16 protein-coding genes and 1 pseudogene are annotated in these 22,869 nt (G+C 36.7%); 2 read left to right on the top strand and 15 right to left on the bottom strand.

Translation table 11 applies throughout. The annotated features are described in order from the left end of the window. Positions 1-131 precede the first annotated feature (131 nt). From atpD to BM157_RS06205, 6 genes are all read right to left on the bottom strand, one after another. Entirely contained in the window at positions 132-1,517 is a 1,386-nt protein-coding gene (gene atpD, locus BM157_RS06230) for a F0F1 ATP synthase subunit beta (protein WP_022502495.1), read from the bottom strand. Positions 1,518-1,558: 41 nt separating this feature from the next. Next, entirely contained in the window at positions 1,559-2,518 is a 960-nt protein-coding gene (atpG, locus tag BM157_RS06225; protein WP_022502496.1) for an ATP synthase F1 subunit gamma, read from the bottom strand. A 35-nt stretch (positions 2,519-2,553) separates the two neighbouring features. Further along, positions 2,554-4,572: a F0F1 ATP synthase subunit alpha gene (gene atpA / locus BM157_RS06220; protein WP_022502497.1), complete on the bottom strand. Its 2,019-nt coding sequence runs from the start codon at positions 4,570-4,572 to the stop codon at positions 2,554-2,556. Continuing rightward, complete coding sequence (locus BM157_RS06215) at positions 4,572-5,054, bottom strand: ATP synthase F0 subunit B (protein ID WP_022502498.1); 483 nt, start codon at positions 5,052-5,054, stop codon at positions 4,572-4,574. Before BM157_RS06215 ends, atpA begins: the two co-directional genes overlap by 1 nt. A 74-nt stretch (positions 5,055-5,128) precedes the next feature. Then, complete coding sequence (gene atpE / locus BM157_RS06210) at positions 5,129-5,356, bottom strand: ATP synthase F0 subunit C (RefSeq protein ID WP_022502499.1); 228 nt, start codon at positions 5,354-5,356, stop codon at positions 5,129-5,131. Positions 5,357-5,429: 73 nt separating this feature from the next. Further along, entirely contained in the window at positions 5,430-6,116 is a 687-nt protein-coding gene (locus tag BM157_RS06205) for a F0F1 ATP synthase subunit A (protein ID WP_022502500.1), read from the bottom strand. 618 nt (positions 6,117-6,734) lie between these two features. On the opposite strand from BM157_RS06205, the gene BM157_RS06200 reads away from it, so the two are divergent. Continuing rightward, entirely contained in the window at positions 6,735-7,241 is a 507-nt protein-coding gene (locus BM157_RS06200) for a DUF2752 domain-containing protein (RefSeq protein ID WP_022502501.1), read from the top strand. A gap of 142 nt (positions 7,242-7,383) precedes the next feature. Continuing rightward, on the top strand, positions 7,384-8,619 hold the full coding sequence (locus tag BM157_RS06195; RefSeq protein WP_022502502.1) for an NAD(P)-dependent oxidoreductase: 1,236 nt from the start codon (positions 7,384-7,386) through the stop codon (positions 8,617-8,619). Between the two features lie 324 nt (positions 8,620-8,943). Here BM157_RS06195 and BM157_RS06190 read toward each other — a convergent pair whose 3' ends face one another. The 9 genes and pseudogenes from BM157_RS06190 to BM157_RS06150 form a co-directional block, all read right to left on the bottom strand. Continuing rightward, the gene (locus BM157_RS06190) at positions 8,944-10,095 is read right to left on the bottom strand and encodes a CapA family protein (protein ID WP_055306964.1); all 1,152 of its coding nucleotides are present in this window, start codon (positions 10,093-10,095) and stop codon (positions 8,944-8,946) included. A gap of 131 nt (positions 10,096-10,226) precedes the next feature. After that, on the bottom strand, positions 10,227-10,511 hold the full coding sequence (locus tag BM157_RS06185; protein WP_022502504.1) for a hypothetical protein: 285 nt from the start codon (positions 10,509-10,511) through the stop codon (positions 10,227-10,229). Between the two features lie 193 nt (positions 10,512-10,704). Further along, complete coding sequence (locus tag BM157_RS06180) at positions 10,705-15,882, bottom strand: right-handed parallel beta-helix repeat-containing protein (RefSeq protein WP_055306965.1); 5,178 nt, start codon at positions 15,880-15,882, stop codon at positions 10,705-10,707. 247 nt (positions 15,883-16,129) lie between these two features. Then, entirely contained in the window at positions 16,130-16,828 is a 699-nt protein-coding gene (locus BM157_RS06175) for a hypothetical protein (RefSeq protein ID WP_055177451.1), read from the bottom strand. 92 nt (positions 16,829-16,920) lie between these two features. Continuing rightward, positions 16,921-17,274: a helix-turn-helix domain-containing protein gene (locus tag BM157_RS06170; protein ID WP_055177448.1), complete on the bottom strand. Its 354-nt coding sequence runs from the start codon at positions 17,272-17,274 to the stop codon at positions 16,921-16,923. Positions 17,275-17,303: 29 nt separating this feature from the next. Then, a complete protein-coding gene (locus BM157_RS06165; RefSeq protein WP_055177443.1) occupies positions 17,304-18,293 on the bottom strand; it encodes a hypothetical protein in 990 nt (329 codons plus the stop codon). A 410-nt stretch (positions 18,294-18,703) separates the two neighbouring features. Next, on the bottom strand, positions 18,704-20,035 hold the full coding sequence (locus BM157_RS06160) for an MATE family efflux transporter (RefSeq protein ID WP_090140360.1): 1,332 nt from the start codon (positions 20,033-20,035) through the stop codon (positions 18,704-18,706). A gap of 251 nt (positions 20,036-20,286) precedes the next feature. Further along, positions 20,287-21,318: pseudogene (locus tag BM157_RS06155) on the bottom strand (branched-chain amino acid aminotransferase); the annotation flags it as partial. Positions 21,319-21,743: 425 nt separating this feature from the next. After that, a complete protein-coding gene (locus BM157_RS06150) occupies positions 21,744-22,721 on the bottom strand; it encodes an aldolase catalytic domain-containing protein (protein ID WP_022502510.1) in 978 nt (325 codons plus the stop codon). Between the last annotated feature and the right edge of the window lie 148 nt (positions 22,722-22,869).

The following is a 22,869-nucleotide window of genomic DNA, read 5'->3' as shown; positions in this document are numbered from 1 at the left end:
GAAGTAAAAATGCGACTGCCCTTGCAGGAGCCGAAGGTTTTACCTCATTGTTTATTACAAAGCAAAAACTACACTTCTACGACATAGAAAGCTGTCTGCTTTCCTGTCTTGTGAAGCAGATCCAGCTTTATCTACTTTAATGTTTCAGCCTTAGCCTTAACATCTTCAATAGTACCTACATTAAAGAATGCAGCTTCTGGATATTCGTCCATTTCACCATCAAGTATTGCCTTGAAGCCCTTAACAGTATCTTCAACCGGAACATATTTACCAGGTGTACCTGTAAAGTTCTCAGCTACATGGAAAGGCTGTGATAAGAATCTCTGGATTTTTCTTGCTCTGTATACAGTAAGCTTATCATCTTCTGAAAGTTCTTCCATACCAAGGATAGCAATGATATCCTGCAATTCCTTATACTTCTGTAAAACTTCCTGAACACGTCTTGCTACGTTGTAATGTTCCTCACCAACAACATCTGGTTCAAGAATTCTTGATGTTGACTCAAGTGGGTCAACGGCAGGATATATACCCTGTTCAACAATCTTTCTTGAAAGAACTGTAGTTGCATCCAAATGTGAGAATGTTGTTGCAGGAGCTGGGTCAGTAAGGTCATCGGCTGGTACATATACAGCCTGAACTGATGTGATAGAACCTCTTGTTGTTGAAGCAATTCTCTCCTGTAATTCACCTAAGTCAGTTGCAAGAGTTGGCTGGTAACCAACGGCTGATGGCATACGTCCAAGAAGTGCTGAAACCTCTGAACCAGCCTGAACGAAACGGAAAATGTTATCAATGAATAACAACACATCCTGCTTCTTAACATCTCTGAAATATTCAGCCATTGTAAGACCTGTCTCTGCAACTCTCATTCTTGCTCCAGGTGGTTCATTCATCTGACCAAATACCAAAGCTGTCTTATCAATAACTCCGGACTCTTTCATCTCTGTCCATAAGTCATTACCTTCACGGCTTCGCTCTCCTACACCTGTAAATATTGAATAACCACCACTCTCAGCAGCTATATTTCTGATAAGCTCCTGAATAAGAACTGTCTTACCAACACCAGCACCACCGAAAAGACCAATCTTACCACCTTTAGCGTATGGTGCAAGCAGATCAATAACCTTGATACCTGTCTGTAACATTTCTACAACAGGGCTCTGCTCTGCAAATGTTGGTGGATTTCTGTGTATACACCAGTGTTCTTCTTCATCTAATTTTTCTCCATTATCAAGGGTATCTCCAAGGACGTTAAAAAGTCTTCCCAGAGTCTTCTCACCCACAGGTACAGATATACCGCTTCCTGTAGCTGTTACCTCCATATCTTTACAAAGGCCCTCACTAGCTGCAAGCATAATACATCTTACAACGTTATTACCTATATGCTGTGATACCTCCATTGTCTTCTTTTTTCCATCCTGTATTACATAAAGTGCATCCTTGATTGCTGGAAGATAACTGCCCTCAAATTCGACATCGACTACAGGTCCTGAAACCTGTACTATCTTTCCTTTCATCTCTTCCACCTGAATTCACCTCTTTCTGCTATATCTTGCGGCTATTTTCCCGCCTTTGCTTTCTTCATCTTTTTCTTCTTAAGAGCCTTAGCACCACCTATAACCTCAGTAATCTCCTGTGTTATAGCTGCCTGACGAAGTCTGTTATACTCAATTGATAATTCCTTAAGCATAGCTTCTGCATTATCTGTAGCTGCCTGCATAGCAACCATTCGTGCATTTTCTTCTGTCGCAAAGCCCTCAACAAGTGCTCCATATATGAATCCTGTTACATAATTGTATGCAAGATCATTAAGAACAACCTTTGGTGACGGATATATTACAAAATAATCATCTGAGCCTTCAAAATCTTCAAGAGTACCATTACTTTTACCCTTTTTTACATTATCAACTAACTCTTCCTTAATGAACTGATTGGTCTTAAGAGGAAGTAACTGTTCAACCTCGACCTCTTCTTTCATTCCTCGTTCCATTCGTGTATACACAATATACACCTCGTCCATTTCTTCCTCTTTATAACGCTCAACTATGTCTTCTGTTATAACTCTGGCTCTGTGAACTGATGGATTATTAGCTGAAAATCTGAATGACTCCTCAACATTATAACCAAGTGAAGTAAAATACTGTCTGCCAGTTTCTCCTATTGCAAATATCTTGTATTCCTGTGACTCATCGCACAATCTCTTGGCTTCCTTTAATACATTATGGTTATATGCACCAGCCATTCCTTTATCACCACTTATGACGATAAATGCTTTTTTCTTTATCTGCTCGTGCATATCACTATTTCTATTATCAAAGAAAAGATGCTGCATAGTAGGAAAATGATACAAAATACTCTTTATCTGATCCTGCAATCCATAGAAGTAAGGCTCTGTATCCTCAAGCTTCTGTCTGGCTTTTCTAAGTTTAACTGAGGACATCATATACATAGCTTTGGTGATTTTCATTGTATCATGAATACTATTTATTCTGCTTTGAATTTCTTTAGTATTCGCCATAGCTTATCCTCCATTTCCACACATTTTTATTAATATTACTTATTCTTAAATTCCTTAGCAGCCTCTATAATTGCTTCCTTAGTCTCATCTGTGAGATCTTTAGTGGACTCAATTGTATTAATAATATCTGAATGTTGTTCTTTAAAGAATGTAAGCATTTCTTTTCTAAATGTCTTAATATCCGCAAGTTCAACATCACTAAAAATATGTGCATTAGCTGAAACTAATATAATAACCTGTTCAGCCATACTGAATGGGTGGCTAACCGGCTGTTTAAGAAGTTCCATAAGTGCACGTCCGTGCTGTAACTGATTCTTAGTACTTTCATCAAGATCTGATGAGAACTGTGTGAACACTTCCATCTCTCTGTACTGTGCCAGATCAATACGGATACTTCCTGCTGCCTTCTTCATAGCCTTAGTCTGTGCTGCACCACCAACACGGGATACAGAAAGACCTACGTTAACGGCTGGTCTTTGGCCTGAGAAGAATAACTCACTTTCAAGGAATATCTGACCATCTGTAATAGATATTACATTGGTTGGTATATATGCTGAAAGGTCGCCTGCCTGTGTCTCTATAATAGGAAGTGCTGTTATTGAACCACCACCTGCTTCTGGTGAAAGACGGCTTGATCTTTCAAGAAGTCTTGAATGAAGATAGAATACATCACCTGGGTAAGCTTCACGTCCTGGTGAACGCTCAAGCAGAAGTGATATTGCTCTATATGCAACCGCGTGCTTTGAAAGATCATCATATATAATAAGTACATCTTTGCCATTGTGCATAAAGTATTCAGCCATAGCTGTACCTGCATATGGGGCAATATACTGTAATGGTGCTGGATCTGCTGCTGTAGCTGATACAATAGTTGTATAATCCATAGCACCTGCTGTCTTTAATGTATTAACAAGCTTGGCTATTGTAGAAGCTTTCTGTCCAATAGCGACATATATACAGATAACGCCTTTACCCTTCTGGTTAATAATTGTATCTGTTGCGATAGCTGTCTTACCTGTCTGACGGTCACCAATAATAAGCTCTCTTTGTCCACGTCCTATAGGGAACATTGAATCAATAGAAAGAAGTCCAGTCTCCATAGGTACTGATACTGACTTACGCTCTGTAATACCAGGTGCTTCACACTCTACTGGTCTGTAGCCATCTGCCTGGATATCACCCTTGTCATCAATAGGTGAACCAAGTGCATCAACAATTCTTCCAAGGAAACCTTCACCAACTGGAACACCAGCCATCTTTCCTGTACGGACAACCTTACTGCCCTCTTTAACTTCAATATCACTACCAAAAAGAATAACGCCGACTTCATCACGTCTGACATCCTGAACCATACCTTTTACACCGCTGTCGAATATAACGATTTCACCATAAAAAGCGTGGTCAATTCCATCAACATTGGCAATACCATCACCAACCCAGTTAACTACACCAATCTCTTTATCCTTAACTTCAAGCTGGAAATCTTCGATATTAGCTTCAAGGATTGAAAGAATACCTTTCTCACTTGCTGTAGCCGAGCCTGTGCCAACCGCCTTGGCAATACTGCTCTTTAACTGGTCAATACGTGCTTTCTCACTCCAGTCATACTCTTTAGAGCCAACCTTTAATACAAATCCACTCTTAAGAGATGGATCTTTAACCATCTCAAGCTTGATATCAGGATTATGGAATTCTTTCTCAATGAACTTCTTAATACCTGCAAGCTGCTCATCAGATGGTGCTTCAACATATGTAAGGACTGCTGAACTTTCCTTCTGTTCTGGTGTCTTTTCAAGTTCTGTTAAAGCTTTATATACTTCTTCAAATAAATTAACATCATTATTATCACATAAAAGCTGTAAGAAGTTTCTTACATTTTTAGAAAATACTTTCTGAATCACAAGATGCTTCTTCTCAAGTGATACCGTAGGATCATTAAGTTCTTCCTTAACCTGTGGTACAACATCAAATATATCTTTCACCGAAGATAATTCTTCGTGTGTCATTCCAGCTTTATGTAATTCTTTTGCATAATCAATTGCTGTCTGTATCACTATTTATCACCTGCTTTATTCAAAAATGTGTCATAAAGTGCTGCATTAGTATCGGCACTATTGCTTCCGACAACCTTAGCTGCTGCATCTACAACCATATCTGCAATTTCTTTTTCTGCTTTCTTTAATATCTGTTCTTTCTGGCTTATTGCCTCAGCCTCGGCGTCATCTTTAATCTGTGAAGCTGTCTTGTGTGCATCTGTTACGATACGCTGATATTCTTCATCAGCAGTCTTTCTCGCCTCAGCAACAACCTTTTTCTTCTCATTTTCAGCATCACTTAAAACTGCTTCATACTTAGTCTTAAGTTCTTCTGCTTCGCTCTGCTTAGCCGCAGCCTCGTCAAACTGCTTATCGGCCTCTGCCTGTCTTGCTGCAATAATCTTCTGAACTGGCTTATATAAGAATATTCTCATAAGCACAAAGAGAATTAAAAGGTTAATAACTGTAAATAAAACATTCCAAACATCTAACTGGAGCATCTTATTCCCTGCCTTTCCTTTAATCTTTTCTTGTTATCTTTATATTTGTCTGCCAAAGCAGGCTTTTATTATGCTTAAGCAAGCATAACGATAATCATAAGGGCGATAACGAAACCGTAAATAGCAGTAGCCTCTGCCAACGCACTACCAAGAATAAGTGTCTTTGTAATCTTACCTTCTGCCTCTGGCTGTCTTGCAACAGCTTCTGAAGCTCTACCAGTTGCTATACCAATACCAATACCTGCACCAAATGAACCTAATACGGCGATACCTGCGCCAATAGCTATAATTGTTCCACTCATAATCTTATCTCCTTTTTCTTAACATATACTCATATATAGGCTATCTGCCTACACAACAAGCTTTCTTAATTAATTATTCTGTAATCTCATCAATATACAATGATGTAAGGAATACAAATACGTATGCCTGAAGTAAACCATCAAATATATCGAAGTACAGACTGAACACAACCGGAAGTCCTACCGGAAGTATCATTTTCAGAAGCTCCATAATAACGAAAGCTCCTAATACATTACCGAAAAGTCGCATACAAAGTGAAAGTGGCTTTGTAACAACTTCGAGAATGTTAATTGGTGTTACGATTGCAACCGGCTCAACAAAGCCGTGTAACCAACGCTTAACACCCTTGTGATAGATACCAGCAGCTTCAATAAGAATAATACTCATAAGTGCCAGTGCTACCGTTACTCTTAAGTCCTTTGTTGGGGACTTAAATCCAAACAGTCCGATAATATTGGAAACACCAATATATAACATAACTGTTGTAAGATACGGCACATAAGCCTTACCCTTCTCGCCAACCATTCCTTGAACCATCTTCATAAGACCTGTAACTATGCTTTCAGCAACAGCCTGTCTTTTACTTATATGATCCACCTTAAGATTTCGGGTCAGTATAAATGAAACTACAACCAGGACTGCCATAATGATCCATGTGACCACAACTGCCTCAGATACTGGTATTCCACCCAAAATAGGAATCGTAAAGACGGTCTCACATTGAAGCTCTTCAATAAGATTCTGTGCTAAATCATTCAAAAAACCATCTCCTTATCCTTTCTTTTTCTCACTGCGAAGTTTATACCCATTTTATGGAAATGTAAAGCAAATAAATTAATTTTTAACAATCTTAACTTTTTAATCTTAACATATTATACAAATCTATGTATGTATATCAGTACATCAACTTGTTATCTCAATTAATTATGGATATGATAATTTTCTAATATTACATAAAAATATATGTATTATCTGACTTTATGATACAGCATTTATTATGTATAAAAGTTAGTACAATTAAGGGATATCAAGCAATACTGACCATCGGTCATTTATTTATTTTTTAATATTTTACATAGAATTCTTTATGTTTTATCATTTATAACATATATAAAAAATGTATGCAGACATACCATTATGTTATATAATAAGAAGAAAATACATTAAAAATACAATTGTATAGAGTAAAATGCACAAAAATTAAAAATTTATTAAAATATATAACTTATCGTTATTATCAAGGTGTATATGTAATATTTTTCACTATTTGTTATATATTTATTAATTAACTTGCACCTATAATTGGCAATTATAATTTCTAACAATGTAACTTATTATATTAAGAATTTTATTAATATTAAGGATTTTATTAAGAATATGAAACATTCATTGAACCCACAGCACAATACAACTGCCGGCTCACACCCTGTTAAATCATCAATACGCTGGCATAACATCAGAACATCTTCTTACTGGAACATTTTCAAATTATCAGCCTGTTTCTTCCTTATTATTATACTACTCTATTTTACCCATATTGGCTGTCCTATTAAATTCATAACAGGCATTTCCTGCCCAGCCTGCGGTATGACGAGAGCTGTGCTTGCAATTCTTCACGGTGATACACACGCTGCACTTAATTATCACCCTCTTGTCCTTACACTTCCAGTGCTATTAATAAGTGTTATCGTATATATAGTTAATACCAGACGTATTAAGCCTTCCGTCAGGTTAAGCCGCCTGTTGAATTGTATCTTTATATTATCTGCGGTGCTATTTATCGCCGTGTATGTACTACGAATGTTAAATACCACAGATACTATAGTCACATTAGCACCTTCACAATCAATATTGGTTAGATTATTCAGAAATATCTTCAAATAATTGTGAAAAGATTATCTATTCTTTTAATAAGCAATCACATATGCTAGAATATAACCAGAATATTAGTTGGCACTAACATTTCCTGCTGACTATATATTCTGGTTATTATTATATGGCGCACTAGCGCAGAAAGCAGGTATATATGGCATTACATGTTATGGATGAAGCCAATCGTTGTCTTCAATGCAAAGTTCCACAGTGTCAGAAAGGCTGCCCTATAAGCACCAACATTCCACTGGCAATTAAGTTACTCAAAGAGAACAAGCTTGATGAAGCAGGTAAAATGCTTTTTGAAAATAATCCTCTTACAACTGTATGCAGTCTTGTCTGTAACCACGAAAACCAATGCGAGGGGCATTGTGTTCTTGGACGTAAGGGAGCACCTGTACATTTTTCAACAATAGAGAATTATATCTCAACTACATATGCTAACAAAATGACAGAAGGTCCTAAGCCATCTAACGGTATGCGTGTAGCTATTATCGGTTCAGGTCCTGCTGGAATTACAATTGCTATTATCCTGGCAAGATATGGATATCAGGTAACTATATTTGAGGGCAAGGACAAAATTGGCGGTGTCTTAAGATATGGTATTCCTGAATTTCGTCTTCCCAAATCAGTTCTTGACGATATCGAATACCGTCATCTTGAATTAAAGGGTATCAAGGTACGTCCTAATACTCTTATAGGAAGTGCAATAACTATTGAAGATTTATTCCGTGATGGTTATAAGTCTATATTCGTAGGAACTGGCGTATGGAATCCTAACACACTTCACATAAAGGGCGAGACATTTGGAAATGTCCACTTTGGAATTAACTATCTTAACAACCCCGACAGCTATAAGCTTGGAGAACGTGTAATCGTAATCGGTGCTGGTAATGCTGCTATGGACGTTGCAAGAACAGCGATAAGAAAAGGTGTCCGCAGGCTAACCTGCTTCTCTATCACTAAAGAAGTAGCTGCCAGCCAGTACGAATTCAGCTACGCCACTCTTGAAGGTGTTGAATTTGAATATAACAAACGACCAGTTGAGATTAAAGATAACGGCGTAATATTCAGAGATGTAATAGAAAATGAAGATGGCTCATTCACTGATGTAGATGGAAGCGACACATTATATGAATCAGACAGCGTTATTATCTCAATAAGCCAGGGACCAATGACAAGACTTGTCAACAGCACTAAAGGCTTAAATGCCAATAAACGTGGTCTTCTTGAAGCTGACGAAACAGGTCATACATCACGCCCGGGAATATTCGCATCTGGTGATGTCGTTAATGGGGCAAGAACTGTTGTAGAGGCTGTGGCACATAGTAAGATTGTTGCAGAATCTATGCATGAATATATGCAGTCGCTTAAAGATACTACAGACTAATACACATTGCTTCACGATAGTCATTCAATATATGACACTAATAAATGCTTTAGCTAAATAACAGTAATAACTAACAGACGACAGTAAATAAAATCGCGGTTATCATCAACGTCAGGCACGCTCTCGCTACTCTCGCACGTAGCGGATACTAAGGTGCTAAAATACAGCACCTAAGTACCGGCGTGCTCAAAGTACCTGACTTTTGATAATAACCGCGATTTTCTTTGCAATCTGTTTTATAACAATATCCAATTAAATATTCTGGCGTAAGCCCCTGATACCAGCCGCCACCTAAGCCATATACCGTCCGTTATGCCACCACACTTACTTAACCTGCGTAACCGTTCCGTCATCTGCCACATTTGCATTAATACTCACCTTATTAAGAAGGCTGAATATTCTGCTTTTATCTTCTTCCTGTGTGCATATACGTGTCACACAGCCCTGTAATGTGCCGTCCTGAACAGCTGGCACTACTGATACATCAATTTTATCACCATCATCATTGCCGCTTATTCTGATATTAACGAGCATTGTATCAACATTATATTCATCGAACCAGAAATTACCAAGACTATAGAATATAGGCTTATCCTCATAATACTCTATACCCTGAAGGCAATGGCTGTGACCGCCGATGATAACATCTGCTCCTGCATCTATATATTCCCTTGCACTAGACCTCTGAACGTCCTCAAGCACAGTTGTATGCTCAGTACCCCAGTGGACAACAGCAACTACATAATCTGCATTAGCTCTGGCCTCTTTAATTGTCTGGACAAATAACTCTGTATCATAACATCTGAGTATTCCCGGCGTAGTATCTGTAGCCTGTGGTGTCATCTTATACTTTTCAGCTCTTGAAGCTGCCACGATAGCTATCTTCTTTCCGTCAACTTCTGTATAATATGGTTTCATTGCTTCTTCAAGCGTTCTTCCAGCACCAACATACGGAATCCCAACTGCTTCTAAAGCAGAAAATGTATCATACATTGCCTCCTGTCCATAATCATATACATGATTATTAGCAAGCTGTGCAACATCTACTCCAAGTGCATTAAGCACCTTTGCTCTCTCTGGACCAGCTCTGAATGTCCACATTTTATTAGCAAGAGGTGCACCTCTGTCACTGTAGCAGAATTCATTATTAACCAATGTAATATCTGCATCTTTCATATACTTTATAAGCTCTGGCGATATACATTTAGTAATATCTCCGTTATTCTTATCAAGTTCTTTAGTTGTCGGCTCACCCTCCGCAATGTTAATATCACCTGTAAATGTCATTGTTATGTCAAACGGGTGTGTATCAATTGTTGTTTCTTCCTGTGTTGAAACCTCGCTTGTATCTAATACATCATTACTGCTTACACTTGATGATTTCCCACACCCTGATATAAACAACACACTCATAATGACAGCTATAATAACGGCTGATTTCGTCTTTAAAGCATTTTTTACTATGCTCTTTCTCATTATATAGTATTCTCCATTCCTGACCTATATGTATTCTGTTCTCGTTCAATCATTCATAAATAATTATTGATTATTATCAATTATTGATTATTCACAATTACTTATTACTATCAATCATTTATTCTTAACAATTATTTATTCTTAGAGTTCTTTGAATCCTTATGTTCACTGACTGATTCGTCCATAACGCCTCCTGCCGCAAGCAGTGCTTTAGCTCTCTCAAACGAATCCATATGAACTAAAATATCACATTTGGCATTCTTATCATTATTAAGAAATCTAAGAAGTCCTGTATGTAACTTCCATCTTTCAAAATATGAAATATTGTTCTTTCTAAGAACCTTCTCTATCTTCTTACATTCTTCCATTGATACATCAGAACGAATTACTCTTTCCATTGTTGAAACTTCACTCATCACATAACACCTCTTTTATTATAGTTTCAATTCACTTTTTCAGCCTAAATTTTATCACATAAGAATCAAAAAATCTATAAAAAAATAAAACTGCCACTTTATGTTAATCATAAAGTGGCAGTTTTTGTTACTATATATTAGGTTTTAGAAACATATCTTTTTAAGATGTGTTATAAGAAATAATCTACAATAATTACTTGCTTACAACTTTTCTTTTCTTACTATATACTATAGCACCTCCTGCTACAGCCATACTTGCTAAAAGAAGCACAACCATTACTGCAATATTATTAGAATCTCCTGTTAACGCACCTTCTGCACCATCTCTAAGGATAAATGCTGATTCTAATGATAAACCTAAAACTCTGTTCGCTTCATCATATCCTAATGCATCAATTACTAATGCATATCCTTCTGATGTAAGCTGTGGTGCTTTATCAAGACTATCTGCTCCAATACCAACACCAAGAGCTTTTCTAGTATCTGCTGTTAACATTCCCAAACCATTCATATTTATTGTGCCATTAGCGTTTCTTGTTACCTTAACATCATTTGTATTAAGAGTTACAAAATTAGCATCTGTTAATAATGTACTTGCTTCTTTAGCATCACCTGATGCTGATAACCAATAGTAATCTGTAGCATCGTATAATTTAGCTGTATCCTGAGTTCCTCTAGCCTTTAAATTATCAGCAACCTTAACATAAGCATTTCTGTATGAAATTATACCATTTGTTCTATAATTAGTATTCTTAGCATCATTAGTATATAATGCTACATTGCTGTTTTCATTGTTGAATGATGTACAACCAACAACTACATTATCTGGACAAGAGTTACTATCAATACCTTTTGCCTTATTATCAAATGCTACACTGTTAATAATAACGTGGCTTCCTGGAAGGCTTGAACCACCCATCTTAAATCCATTACCATTACCTGCATCGATTAAACCATTTTCGCTCTCAATATAACCATTGCCATATGCTACACAATTCATAATTACTACAGATGGAATATTTCCTGTTTCAACCTTAGCGAAGAAATCCCAACCATCATCTGCATTATGATGTGCAATACAACCAACGAATACATTTCCCTTACCGATTGTTAACTTAGCTGCAAATCCATCAGCATCTTCATAACCAGCATCTGCATTATTATGAGATGTACAATTCTTAATTGTATTATATGCTGGCCAATCAGCCTTATCCTGAGCTGATGAATATCTACTAATCTGAATACCTGTGTTACCATTCTTATATGTATTAACAGTATCAAGTACATTGTGACTACCACATACGTGAATACCATCTTTACCATTCGCTGAATTAGTAACATCTACATTTTGAATATACCAATAATTACCACAAAGTGTAATACCTTCTCCTGTAGTTCCTTCAAAATCAAGAACAACTCTTGAATCTGATGACTCTGACATAAGATATATAGGCTTCTCATCTGTACCATCAATACCAAATGGTATTAATAAATTATTAGCTACCTTATAATCTCCATCAAGAAGAAGAATCTTCTGACCTGGTCTTGCATATGCTACCGCATTGTAAATATCAATTGGATTATCTTTAGTTCCTTTACCTGAGTTAATCTGAGCCTTTGCTGAATATGTTTCATTAGCTTTTGCTTCATCAACTGCTTTAGTAGCATCTGCACTTACATATATAAGATCTCCTGTAAAGTAAGCATATGTTACTGTCTTTGAAACTTCAATTGGATCATATGATGTTGGAAGCTCATATTCACCGAACTTAAAGTTTTCATCTGGTGTAAATGTTGCAACGAACTTATTATCACCTGCTACAAGCTTTGTATCAATTGTAAATGATTCATTAGCTGTAACATCTGTTTCCCCTATAACATCATCACCCTTTGTTACTACAACGTGTCCATCAGCATTAGACATTCCCTTAAATGTATAATCTTCTGAACTAGCTGTTGAAGAAGATGTAACACTCACCTGAATATCCTTATATTCAACAGGTCTTTCTTCTGCTGGAGCATCGTCTGCTGGATCAATTGTTGTAAGTGAAATATCACTATATGTAACATCAAATGTTCTTGAAGCGAACATACCTACATAAACATTATCAGAATCAATCTGGCTTAATGCTTCTGTATCGTAATACTTCTTTGTTGTTGTGTTACCTTCAGCATCTGTATAGCTTACAAAGTAACCTGTATTATTCTTCTGAATTGTTAACTTAACTTCTGTTATTGGATTTTCTACTGTTGTTCCTTCAAATGTTGCATCTGTATTAGAATAGTTTCCAATAAGGTTAAATGTTCCTGCTGCAGAACCTAACTTAGAAGTTTCAAGTGTTGACATTGTTGTCTTAAATTCATTATTAACTGTATCTGAGTCATTATCTAATAACTTGCTAAGATTATTCTTATTAACACCAATCTTTTCCTGTGAACCAATACCAAGTTTCATAGATATCTTTTCGCCAGAAGTCTTACTTACTGTAGCTTCACCTGTCTCTTCATCAACATTACTATAGTATTCTACCTTTGTAACTGATGCCATATATGAGTTATTCCAGAATACTGATGAATCTCCATTATTGCCTACTGCATCCGCAGCCATAAGGCCGAAACCTTCCTGTCCATTAGTATACTTCCAGTTATTAACCTTAGCTGTTGCTGTAAGTGTAAAGTTCTTATTAGTTGGTATTGTAGCATAGTAGAATGCAACACCATCTGTAGAAGCTGGTACTAACTTACCCTTACTATCAAGCGACCATACATTTACTATACCTTCATCTGTATTAACGCCACCTGAGTAGCCATTCTTTGATTTATCTTTATCTGAAAGATTGTCATTGCTTACTGAAACACCCTGTCCAAATGCAGAGAACTTCCATGTAAACTGTTCATGCTCTGCAACCTTTAACTGTGCTTCGTTAGACATTTTTGTCTGTCCATCTACACTTCTAACAGCAGTTACTCTGAATATATAAACATCGCCTACTGTTAATGATGGTGTCTTTGCTGAAAGGTTAGTTGTTTCTTCTAAGAATGTAAATTCAGCTGCACCTTCTTTTTTGTACTCAACCTTATAAGCTGTAGCTTCTGGAACTGCATCCCATGTCACTTCAATCTTACTCTGTTCAGCTGTTCTTAACTGTAATACAGCTGCCTTAAGAGGAAGCATATATCCCTCTGACTTATACTTGCTTGATGCATATGTCTTCGCAACACCTGTTCTCTTAGCAACTGCTTCAAAATAATATGTTCCACTTGCCTCTGGCTCGAATTCAACTGTATTAGAAGTTGTGTTCCAAGCTGTTACTGTCTTTGTATCCTTAAGTTCACCAGCTTCATTGTACATATTAACATCTATTGAACCAGCACCATATGTACCAATTTCACCTGCAACTGTTACCTTAACTTTACCATTTTCATTATCATTTACTGCTTCTGTAACTGATGTTCCTTCATACGAATCCCAATTGTTACTAAATGGTGAGAACGAACCTTCAAATGTAGAAGCATCAATTAATGTATCAGAACCAGATACTACCTTTAAGTTATTAACAACTGCTGTAGTTCCTATTATAGCAAAACCTACATTAACAGCACCCTTAAGGTCTGCTGATGGTTCTTCACTAACGCTCTTTAAATCGACCTTACCATCTGCTGATTTTACTGCTGTAGTATAACTGCCATTTTCTCTTGTTACTGTTACAGAATATGTTGTATCAAGTGTATAAGCATTAACAGTACTATTATACTTACCGCCAGAGTAGCTATTATCAGCTTTATTTCTATAGTATACCATATCATAAACACCGCTATTAGCTCCTCTAAATCCAACCGCATAAAGCTTAGCTGCAGCTTTTTCAATGTCTGTAAATGCACCAACATACACACCACTTCCTGATGATGCCGGATTAGCCTTTACTGTTACATCTGCTGTAAGTGTAAAATCTTTATCTGCTGCAATCTGGTCATTTAATATAACATATGATGTATTAGCAAAACCTTTTGATGAAACGCCACCAGTTGTTGCTGGCTGGAATGCTGTAATTTCACTCTTATCTCTAATTACTGTTACAGGAAGTGTTGACTCCTGATTAACAAGCTTCATACCTGTAATAGCCTTAGATGTATCAATGTCCTCTAATACTCTTACTGTAACTACTTCACCACTCTTTACACCTGCTTCTCTTACAGCATCTACCTTTACATTATACTTAACACCTGCTGTAAGTCCTTCTGCTGTATAAGATATATCTGTCTTAGCTTCTTTAAATGCTGCTATCTCTTCTGTTGAAATAGTCTTTGTTGGTGTGCTTGGACACGCCTCTGTATTCTTATAAACATATACATTATAAGATGTTGCTGTCTCGATATCTGCCCATGTTGCAGTTAACTTATTAACATCACCTGTTACACTAACCTTAACATCAGCTTCATATGATACACCTGCTGTTGTTGCTGTACCTTCTGAATCATTAGCAGCTACACCTTTACCAACAACTCTGTAATAATATGTACCAGACTTGCTTAATGTATCTTCATATGTAAATGATGTTTCCTTACCTGTATATGTGCTTACTTCTTCTGCCTTAGTCCAATCTGGAGTAGCATCTGAACCATATGCAACCTTAGCTCTCTGTAATAAATAATATACATCTGGCCCTTTTTCATTAACAGCTAAATCCTTTACATCAACTGTTACCTTTGTTGCATCTTCTGCACTATTTGTCGCAGTTACAACTGACTTTGTTGCATCTGGTGCTGCAATATATTTAAAAGCACCTGTTACTTTAATTGCATCTTCACCAGTTATTTTTAATCTTTTAGCTTTATTAGCATATAAATATATTACATCACCGGCTTTAACATCTGTAATTTCTTCATTTGCTAACACTTTATTTGTTACAGCTTTATTACTTGCAATTACAGTCACTGTTCCATCTTTACTGACTTTTACGCAATTTGCATAATCACCTGTACTTTCTATATAATAATCTATACTTATCTTTGTACAGTCTTTTTTTACAGATATTTTGACATATCCATAATCTTCAGTAGGAACATCTCCATTTGCCTGTGATTTAACACCCTTAAGCTTTAAAGTATTTCCTGCTATTGAAAATTCTTCCCCTTTTCCTTTAACAGCTGTCACTTCATAAACTATACCATCTCCATCTTTTATTTCTGCTGACGATGATGATTTATCTTTACTAAGATCAGCTTCTTTAAATGTGTAGCCTAATGTCACATCATCATCTGCCTTAGCTGTTGTAGCAAATATACCACCCAACAGCCATGTTGGGACTAATGTCAACACCATAAGAACTGCCATAAATGCTGCCATAAGTCTTTTTCTGTTCTTCTTCATAACATACCTCCTTATAATATTACGGCTTAGCCGTTGTATTCGTCAGGCTCACCTTAACGAACGTTTCTCTAAGTATCTCATTTTCGTGTATAAAAATCAACTTTATTTTGGACATTTTTTATATTTTCAGCGAAATATATAATTACATTTTAGATATTTTGTACAAAATTAATGAAGATTGTATGAAAAACCTCTTAAATTTTAATTGTATACCGGTACAACCGTAATCCTGATATTAACAATTTAATTACCACACATTAGTTTCAATATGATGCTTTTCTTTTTTCTTTGCAATAATTTCAGTAATGTCCTCGTAATTCTCATCAGTTTTTATAACAATCCAATCATCAAAATACTGATATATTGCCTTATATTTACTGTATAAATTCATAATCAATAATTTATCATCTTCAATAATATCTTCTACAACTGTTTTCCAATCATAACCTTCATTTATAATAAAATCATTAAACTCTGGATGTGTAACTCTATATTCTTCCATTATATACCTAAGCACTTTATCCCCTACTGTTAAAATATATTTAAATTCATCATTATTTTCATCAAGGTTATTATTTATCAATCCTAATGGAATTTTAATCTGAAATGGTCCTCTCGTAATATAATACCATTCGTTATCTAAATCATAAAAATATGTATAATCCGTCATTATTTCATTAAATATATCCTGCTCAGTTTCTCCAATCCAAAACTCTTTTCCTATAGGTGAGTGTGTCAAATATGCAGGAAACCCTCCATTTTCGCTACCTTTTTTACCTATTAATCTTGTCTGTCCCAATCCGAAAAGATAATCAACATCTGCTGGGTTATCATACCAGGCTAACAAACGAATTCCTACTGAACTATAATATCCACCATTACCGCTCCAGCCATATTCCACATTTCCATTCTTAAGTCTTCTTGCTATTATACTTATATCTGCCATCTTGCATTTCTCCTTTTAGTATCGCATATACGATATATATTACATAATAAAACGTATGTCAATATATCAACATACGTTTTTCCTATATTATTCTAATTATCACTTTCCTGCAAAGCTTCCAGATATCCAAGTAATCTTTCCTTTTGCTTGTTCTTAAGATTTCTAAATCCCCTAAGTAACAATTCTTCATCTTTGTTCAATACAATTGTGTAGTCCATACTTTCCTTACGATTTTTATCACCTTTAATCCAGCTCTCTGAAAGCAGCTCGTATGGTGTAATATTTAGCACCTCGCATATTTTTAAGATTTTATCTGCTGACGGATTGGTCTTTTTTCTTCTCCAATCACTTATTGTGCTTTGTGAAATCCCCGTGCACTGTGAGAATTCTTTCTGTGTCATACCTTTCTGTTCCATATACTTATATATTTTTTCACTAATTAACAAATCTTCTCTCCTGTCTGTGTTATAATACTCTACTTCTGCTTATTTAATATCTTTCGATATTCCTCCCTATCTTTTTCCTCTATATCCAGCGTATCCATTGCCTCTTCTGCTGTCTGATTCAACTTTCTCATTAATGTTCTTATGCTGTCAAGACGCGCCTGTTTCTCCCCTCGTGCCATTCCACGTTCCATTCCTCGTCTTTCTCCGCGTTCCTCGCTTTCTTCTACCAGCAAATCACTTATATTACACATATCATTCACACACCCTTCTAATTCTGTTGTCATCTCAAGTCCGTATTCTTCTAACCGGTTCATCTTATCCTGTCTTGCCCTGCAAGAAAATAATACTTCCAGCATTGCTATAAGCTTATTTTTTGATTCTTCGACATCTGCCCTGCTTCTTATTCTTATAACCGCTCCATTCATTATGCTTCGCTGTGGAAGCCAGCTTGTATTGCCATAGATTACTCTTGGCTGCAAGCCTAATTCTATTATAGAGTCTTCATCGGCTTCTGTATCCATACATATCCATATGCTGTATACATCTTTGATGTCATCATAGTTTGATTTTATGAATTCTACATTTTTCTGTGAAGACACTAGTCTTGCCATATAATACACCATTCTTGATTCGATATGATAACCAAGCTTTGTATATGAAATACTTTTCTGTGCCTCAACATTTACAAGTATTTTAATTGTTCTATTATTATAATACAATGGAAATCTTATGTCGTAAATAATTTTTCCATCTTCTATATCTACGTCTTCGGTTCCATCACTTTCAATTTTAATGCACAGCTTTTCCGGAACTGTAAGTGATACTATTGTCTCTCCTATGCAGGGAATTATGTCTTTTATGCTGTATTCCCTGAATTCTGGCACTATTACTTTTACTATATTGGCTAATATCTGTGGGTCTGCCAATATACATTTAGCATAGTCGTCTCTCATTGCTTTATCTACATCAAGCTTTGACATTGTTTCTGCAAGATGTGTGGTTACTCTCTGATACTTCATTAAACCTCCTTTTCATTGGTTATCATTTATCCACCATAGTCAGTTATTCGCACTAAAATTTTAAATATTGGAATTATATTGGCGAATTGCCATTAGATTTCATATATAGTTCCGATATGGTTGCCACATATTACTATCAAACATTATTATATTTAGATTAGATACTATATAAATAGAATACCACATATCACTATGTATTGCAATAGAATATTTAGAAAACAAAAAGGCATTGCCAGACCACTCAAATGGACTTTCCTTCCGTGCACACCTGGCCAGTCAAGAAAGCCCATACCATAGGCCCGATAATACCTCTCTTTATTAATTACATTAGGTGATTGCGGTTACTTGTGTTCACAGTACAAATAACAATCAATTTTGCTGAGTTTCGCAAACGCCTATTAATTACATAATTATGCCAATGACCCTCTCTTAAGCCATCTTCCACTAACAAACCTTACAACAAAGCATACTGACCTTGCTGCCCAGTCAATGAACATTCCTATCCATACGCCAAGAACTCCCATTCCAAGCATTACGCCAAGGACGTAGCTGCTTCCGACCCTGAACAGCCACATCGAGATAATACTTGCTGTCATTGTAAATTTTACATCTCCCGCCGCTCTTAATGGGTTGGATAATGTAAATGAAAGCGGCCATATAAATAATGAAACCACATTAAAGCACCTTAAAATCATTACTGTAATCTGTGTTGCCTCACCTGATAAGTTAAACCACGAAGCAATAAATGGTGCTAAGAAGAATAATGGAATATTACATATCCAGTCGCCGAAATACGCATATTTAAGTACCTTTTTAGTATACATTTTTGCCTGCTCTTTTTCCCCTGCACCTATGCACTGTCCAACAACTGTGATAAGCGCAAGTCCCATAGATGAAGCCGGAATATTTGCAAAATCGATAACTGTATAGCCAACCGAATTAGCGGCTGTAGATGCTGTTCCAAATGTTGCAACCATACTTACAACCATAAGCTTTCCTATCTGGAACATACCATTTTCTATGCCTGATGGAATACCTATTGTCAGAATCTTCTTTATATATATCCAGTCTGGAACAAAATATTTTATATGATCTATTCTTATCGGATTAGTCTTTCCGCATACAAGTACTGTCATAACTATTCCAGCTGCAACACGGCTAAGCGCTGTTGACAGTGCAACACCAGCTACACTCCACTTAAATACGAATACAAACAAAGCATTTCCAGCTACATTAATCACATTCATAAGTATGCTTATATTCATACTTACCTTACTGTTGCCTACGCTCCTGAATATTGCAGCTCCTGCATTGTACATTCCAAGGAAAGGATATGAAAGGGCTGTTATCACAAAATATAACACAGCACAATCCATAACTGAATCTTCAACAGTTCCGAATATCACCTTAAGTAATGGTCTTGTAAATGAAACTGAAAATGCTGTCATTATAACTGAAAATATTAACAAAACAGTTTCAAGCTGTGCTCCTGACTTTCTCGATTCATCATCCCTGCCTTTACCTATATACTGACTGCAGACAACAGCGCCACCTGTCGCAAGTGCTGCCATAACCTGTATGATAAGCCTGTTGATATTATCAACAAGTGCAACTCCTGCAACTGCCGCTTCTCCTGACTGTGATACCATAAGTGTATCAACAAGTCCAACAAGCACTGCAAGAAGCTGTTCAAACATGAGCGGAATTATAAGCTTCCTTAAATCTTTACTACTAAACAACATATGTTTACTCCATCTATATTTTCATTTTATGGTGTAAGTGTTAATTGCACAACTATTCTGCACAGCTTATATTAAAGAGCTGCAGAATATGCCTTTAACCCCATCACCAATCATACATTTATCACACAAAAATTCGGTCAGAACGTACTTTTAACATTCTGACCGAATATAATAATTACATTATCAGCTGTAATAAACATCTATAAACCAGTTATCTAAGCTTCTAACCAGCCTGTTAACCATCAGCAATATTAGTCTACTGTGTAAATCCAGCCCTTAGGAGCTTCGATTCTGCCCATCTGGATACCTGTGAGTGTTTCGTATAACTTCTTAGTTACAGGTCCCATCTCGTCCATACCGCTTGGTAAGCAGATTTCCTTGCCGTGATCAACTATCTTTCCTACAGGAGAGATAACTGCTGCTGTACCGCAAAGACCACATTCAGCAAAGTCCTTAACTTCATCAAAGAGGACTTCTCTTTCTTCAACTTCAAGTCCAAGGTATTCCTTAGCAACGTGTACTAATGAACGTCTTGTAATAGATGGTAAGATACTATCTGACTTAGGTGTTACAACCTTGCCGTCCTTAGTAACAAAGAGGAAGTTAGCTCCACCTGTCTCTTCAACCTTAGTTCTTGTAGCTGGGTCAAGATACATATTCTCAGCATATCCTTCTGCGTGAGCTGTAACGATTGCGTGAAGGCTCATTGCATAGTTAAGACCAGCCTTGATATGACCTGTTCCGTGTGGTGCTGCTCTATCAAAATCTGAAACCTTGATTGTAAGTGGCTTAGCACCTCCCTTGAAGTATGGTCCAACAGGTGTTGTAAATACTCTGAACTGATATTCATCAGCAGGCTTAACACCTATAACTGGATTGCTTCCGAACATATATGGACGTATATAAAGTGATGCACCTGAACCATAAGGTGGTACCCAGTCCTCATTAGCTCTTACTGTTTCAGCAATAGCTTCTACAAACTTATCTTCTGGGAATACAGGCATCTCAAGTCTTCTACAAGAATCTGCCATTCTGCTTGCGTTCATATCTGGTCTGAAAATAACTGTGTGACCATTCTCTGTTGTGTATGCCTTCATACCTTCAAAACATGACTGTGAATACTGTAATACACCAGCACATTCGCTGATAACGACTTTATCATCATCTGTGATAACACCATTATCCCATGCTCCATTCTTATAATTAGCTACGAATCTCTTATCAGTCTTTACATAGCCAAATCCTAAATTAGACCAATCAATATCTTTCTTTGCCATAACTTTATACTTCCTTTCGTATTCGACAGTCTACTCACCTTACTGTCAGGAGCTTCTGCAATACCAGCCATAAATGTCTGCTTTGCTGTAAAATGTCCTTACAATACCGCTGACAACCAGTAAATACGCTGACCCCTTGGCATAACACTCTTTCTTTGGTGTTTACTATAATGGATCCCATCGATTAATTAAATTAGGGATATTTTATACCCACATTTTATATAAGTCAATAAATTTTGCCTATCTAATAATTTCACAAGTATATTTTTTATGTATTTTACAGCTTTTTGAGCCGCACTATTAGTCCAGCGCCGCTTCGCCGCACTGGACACGCGGGCGTTCGCCCTATCAGACATAATGCAAAGCCACAATTTTGTGCAAGCACAACTGTGTCTTTACATTATGTCTGGCACGGCTCATTGCTTTCGCGATCATTCATAGCTTGTAATCTGTGTGTAGAAGTTGTCGTAGTCTGTTCTGCCTTCTCCTGTGAATGCGATTGCTGTTCTTGGGTGCTGGTTAGCATTTCCTGTAATCATATACTGGACGTCACACCCCCATACAACTCCGGCTTTCTTAAGTGGAACCATATGATTTTCAATGAACTTAAGAACTGGTGAAATTCTGTACTTTGGATTTCTTAAGAAGCCCATAAGAAGTTCTGTATAACAGTTACCTGCACCTCTGCCCATTCCGCTCATTGTAACATCAAGATAGCTTACACCTATTGTGCACGCCTCAATAGTATTGGCAAATGCAAGCTGCTGGTTATTGTGTGCATGTATACCAACTCTCTTTCCGTATTTCTCAGCAATCCTGATATATTTATCTGCAAGTCTTCTTATCTGTTCAGGATAAAGTGAACCGTAGCTGTCTACAAGGTAGATTACGCTTGCCTTGCTCTGTGCAGCAAGAAGTTCAAGTGCAAGGTCTAACTCATTCTCACTTGCTGTAGAGATAGCCATAATATTAATAGTAACTTCATATCCCATATCTGCACAGTAATTAATCATCTCTATAGCCGCAGGTATAGTATTAATATATGTAGCTACCCTTACCATATCTATAACACTTTCAGACTTAGGAATTATATCCTTCTTATAATCAGTTCTTCCTACGTCTGCCATAACAGAAATCTTTAAGTCTGTATCATTATCACCAACGATAGCTCTTATATCTTTCTCATCGCAGAACTTCCACTTGCCGTAATCCTCAACCTTAAAGACTTCCTTTGATGCCTTATATCCAAATTCCATATAATCAACGCCTGCGGCTACATTTGCCTTATACAAATCGCGCACAAAATCTTCGCTGAATTCAAAATTGTTAACAAGACCTCCATCTCTAAGTGTACAATCAACGACCTTAATATCTGGTCTGAATGATACTAACTCGCCTTTCTGTTCCATAGTAATCCTCCATTCTTTCCCGGTAAAAGCTAAGAAAATAATTCGCGCACCGGGTGTTCTCAATCTAGTATCAGTGTGCAGGAAAAGATTGCATATGCCTGATATGCTTCTGCACACGCTTTATTATACTTTAAAGCGTTACACTTTA

The organism is [Lactobacillus] rogosae (assembly GCA_900112995.1).
GTDB lineage: Bacteria > Bacillota > Clostridia > Lachnospirales > Lachnospiraceae > Lachnospira > Lachnospira rogosae.
Note: the sequence above shows the minus strand (reverse complement) of the source record. Positions and strands in the feature narration are given on the sequence as shown.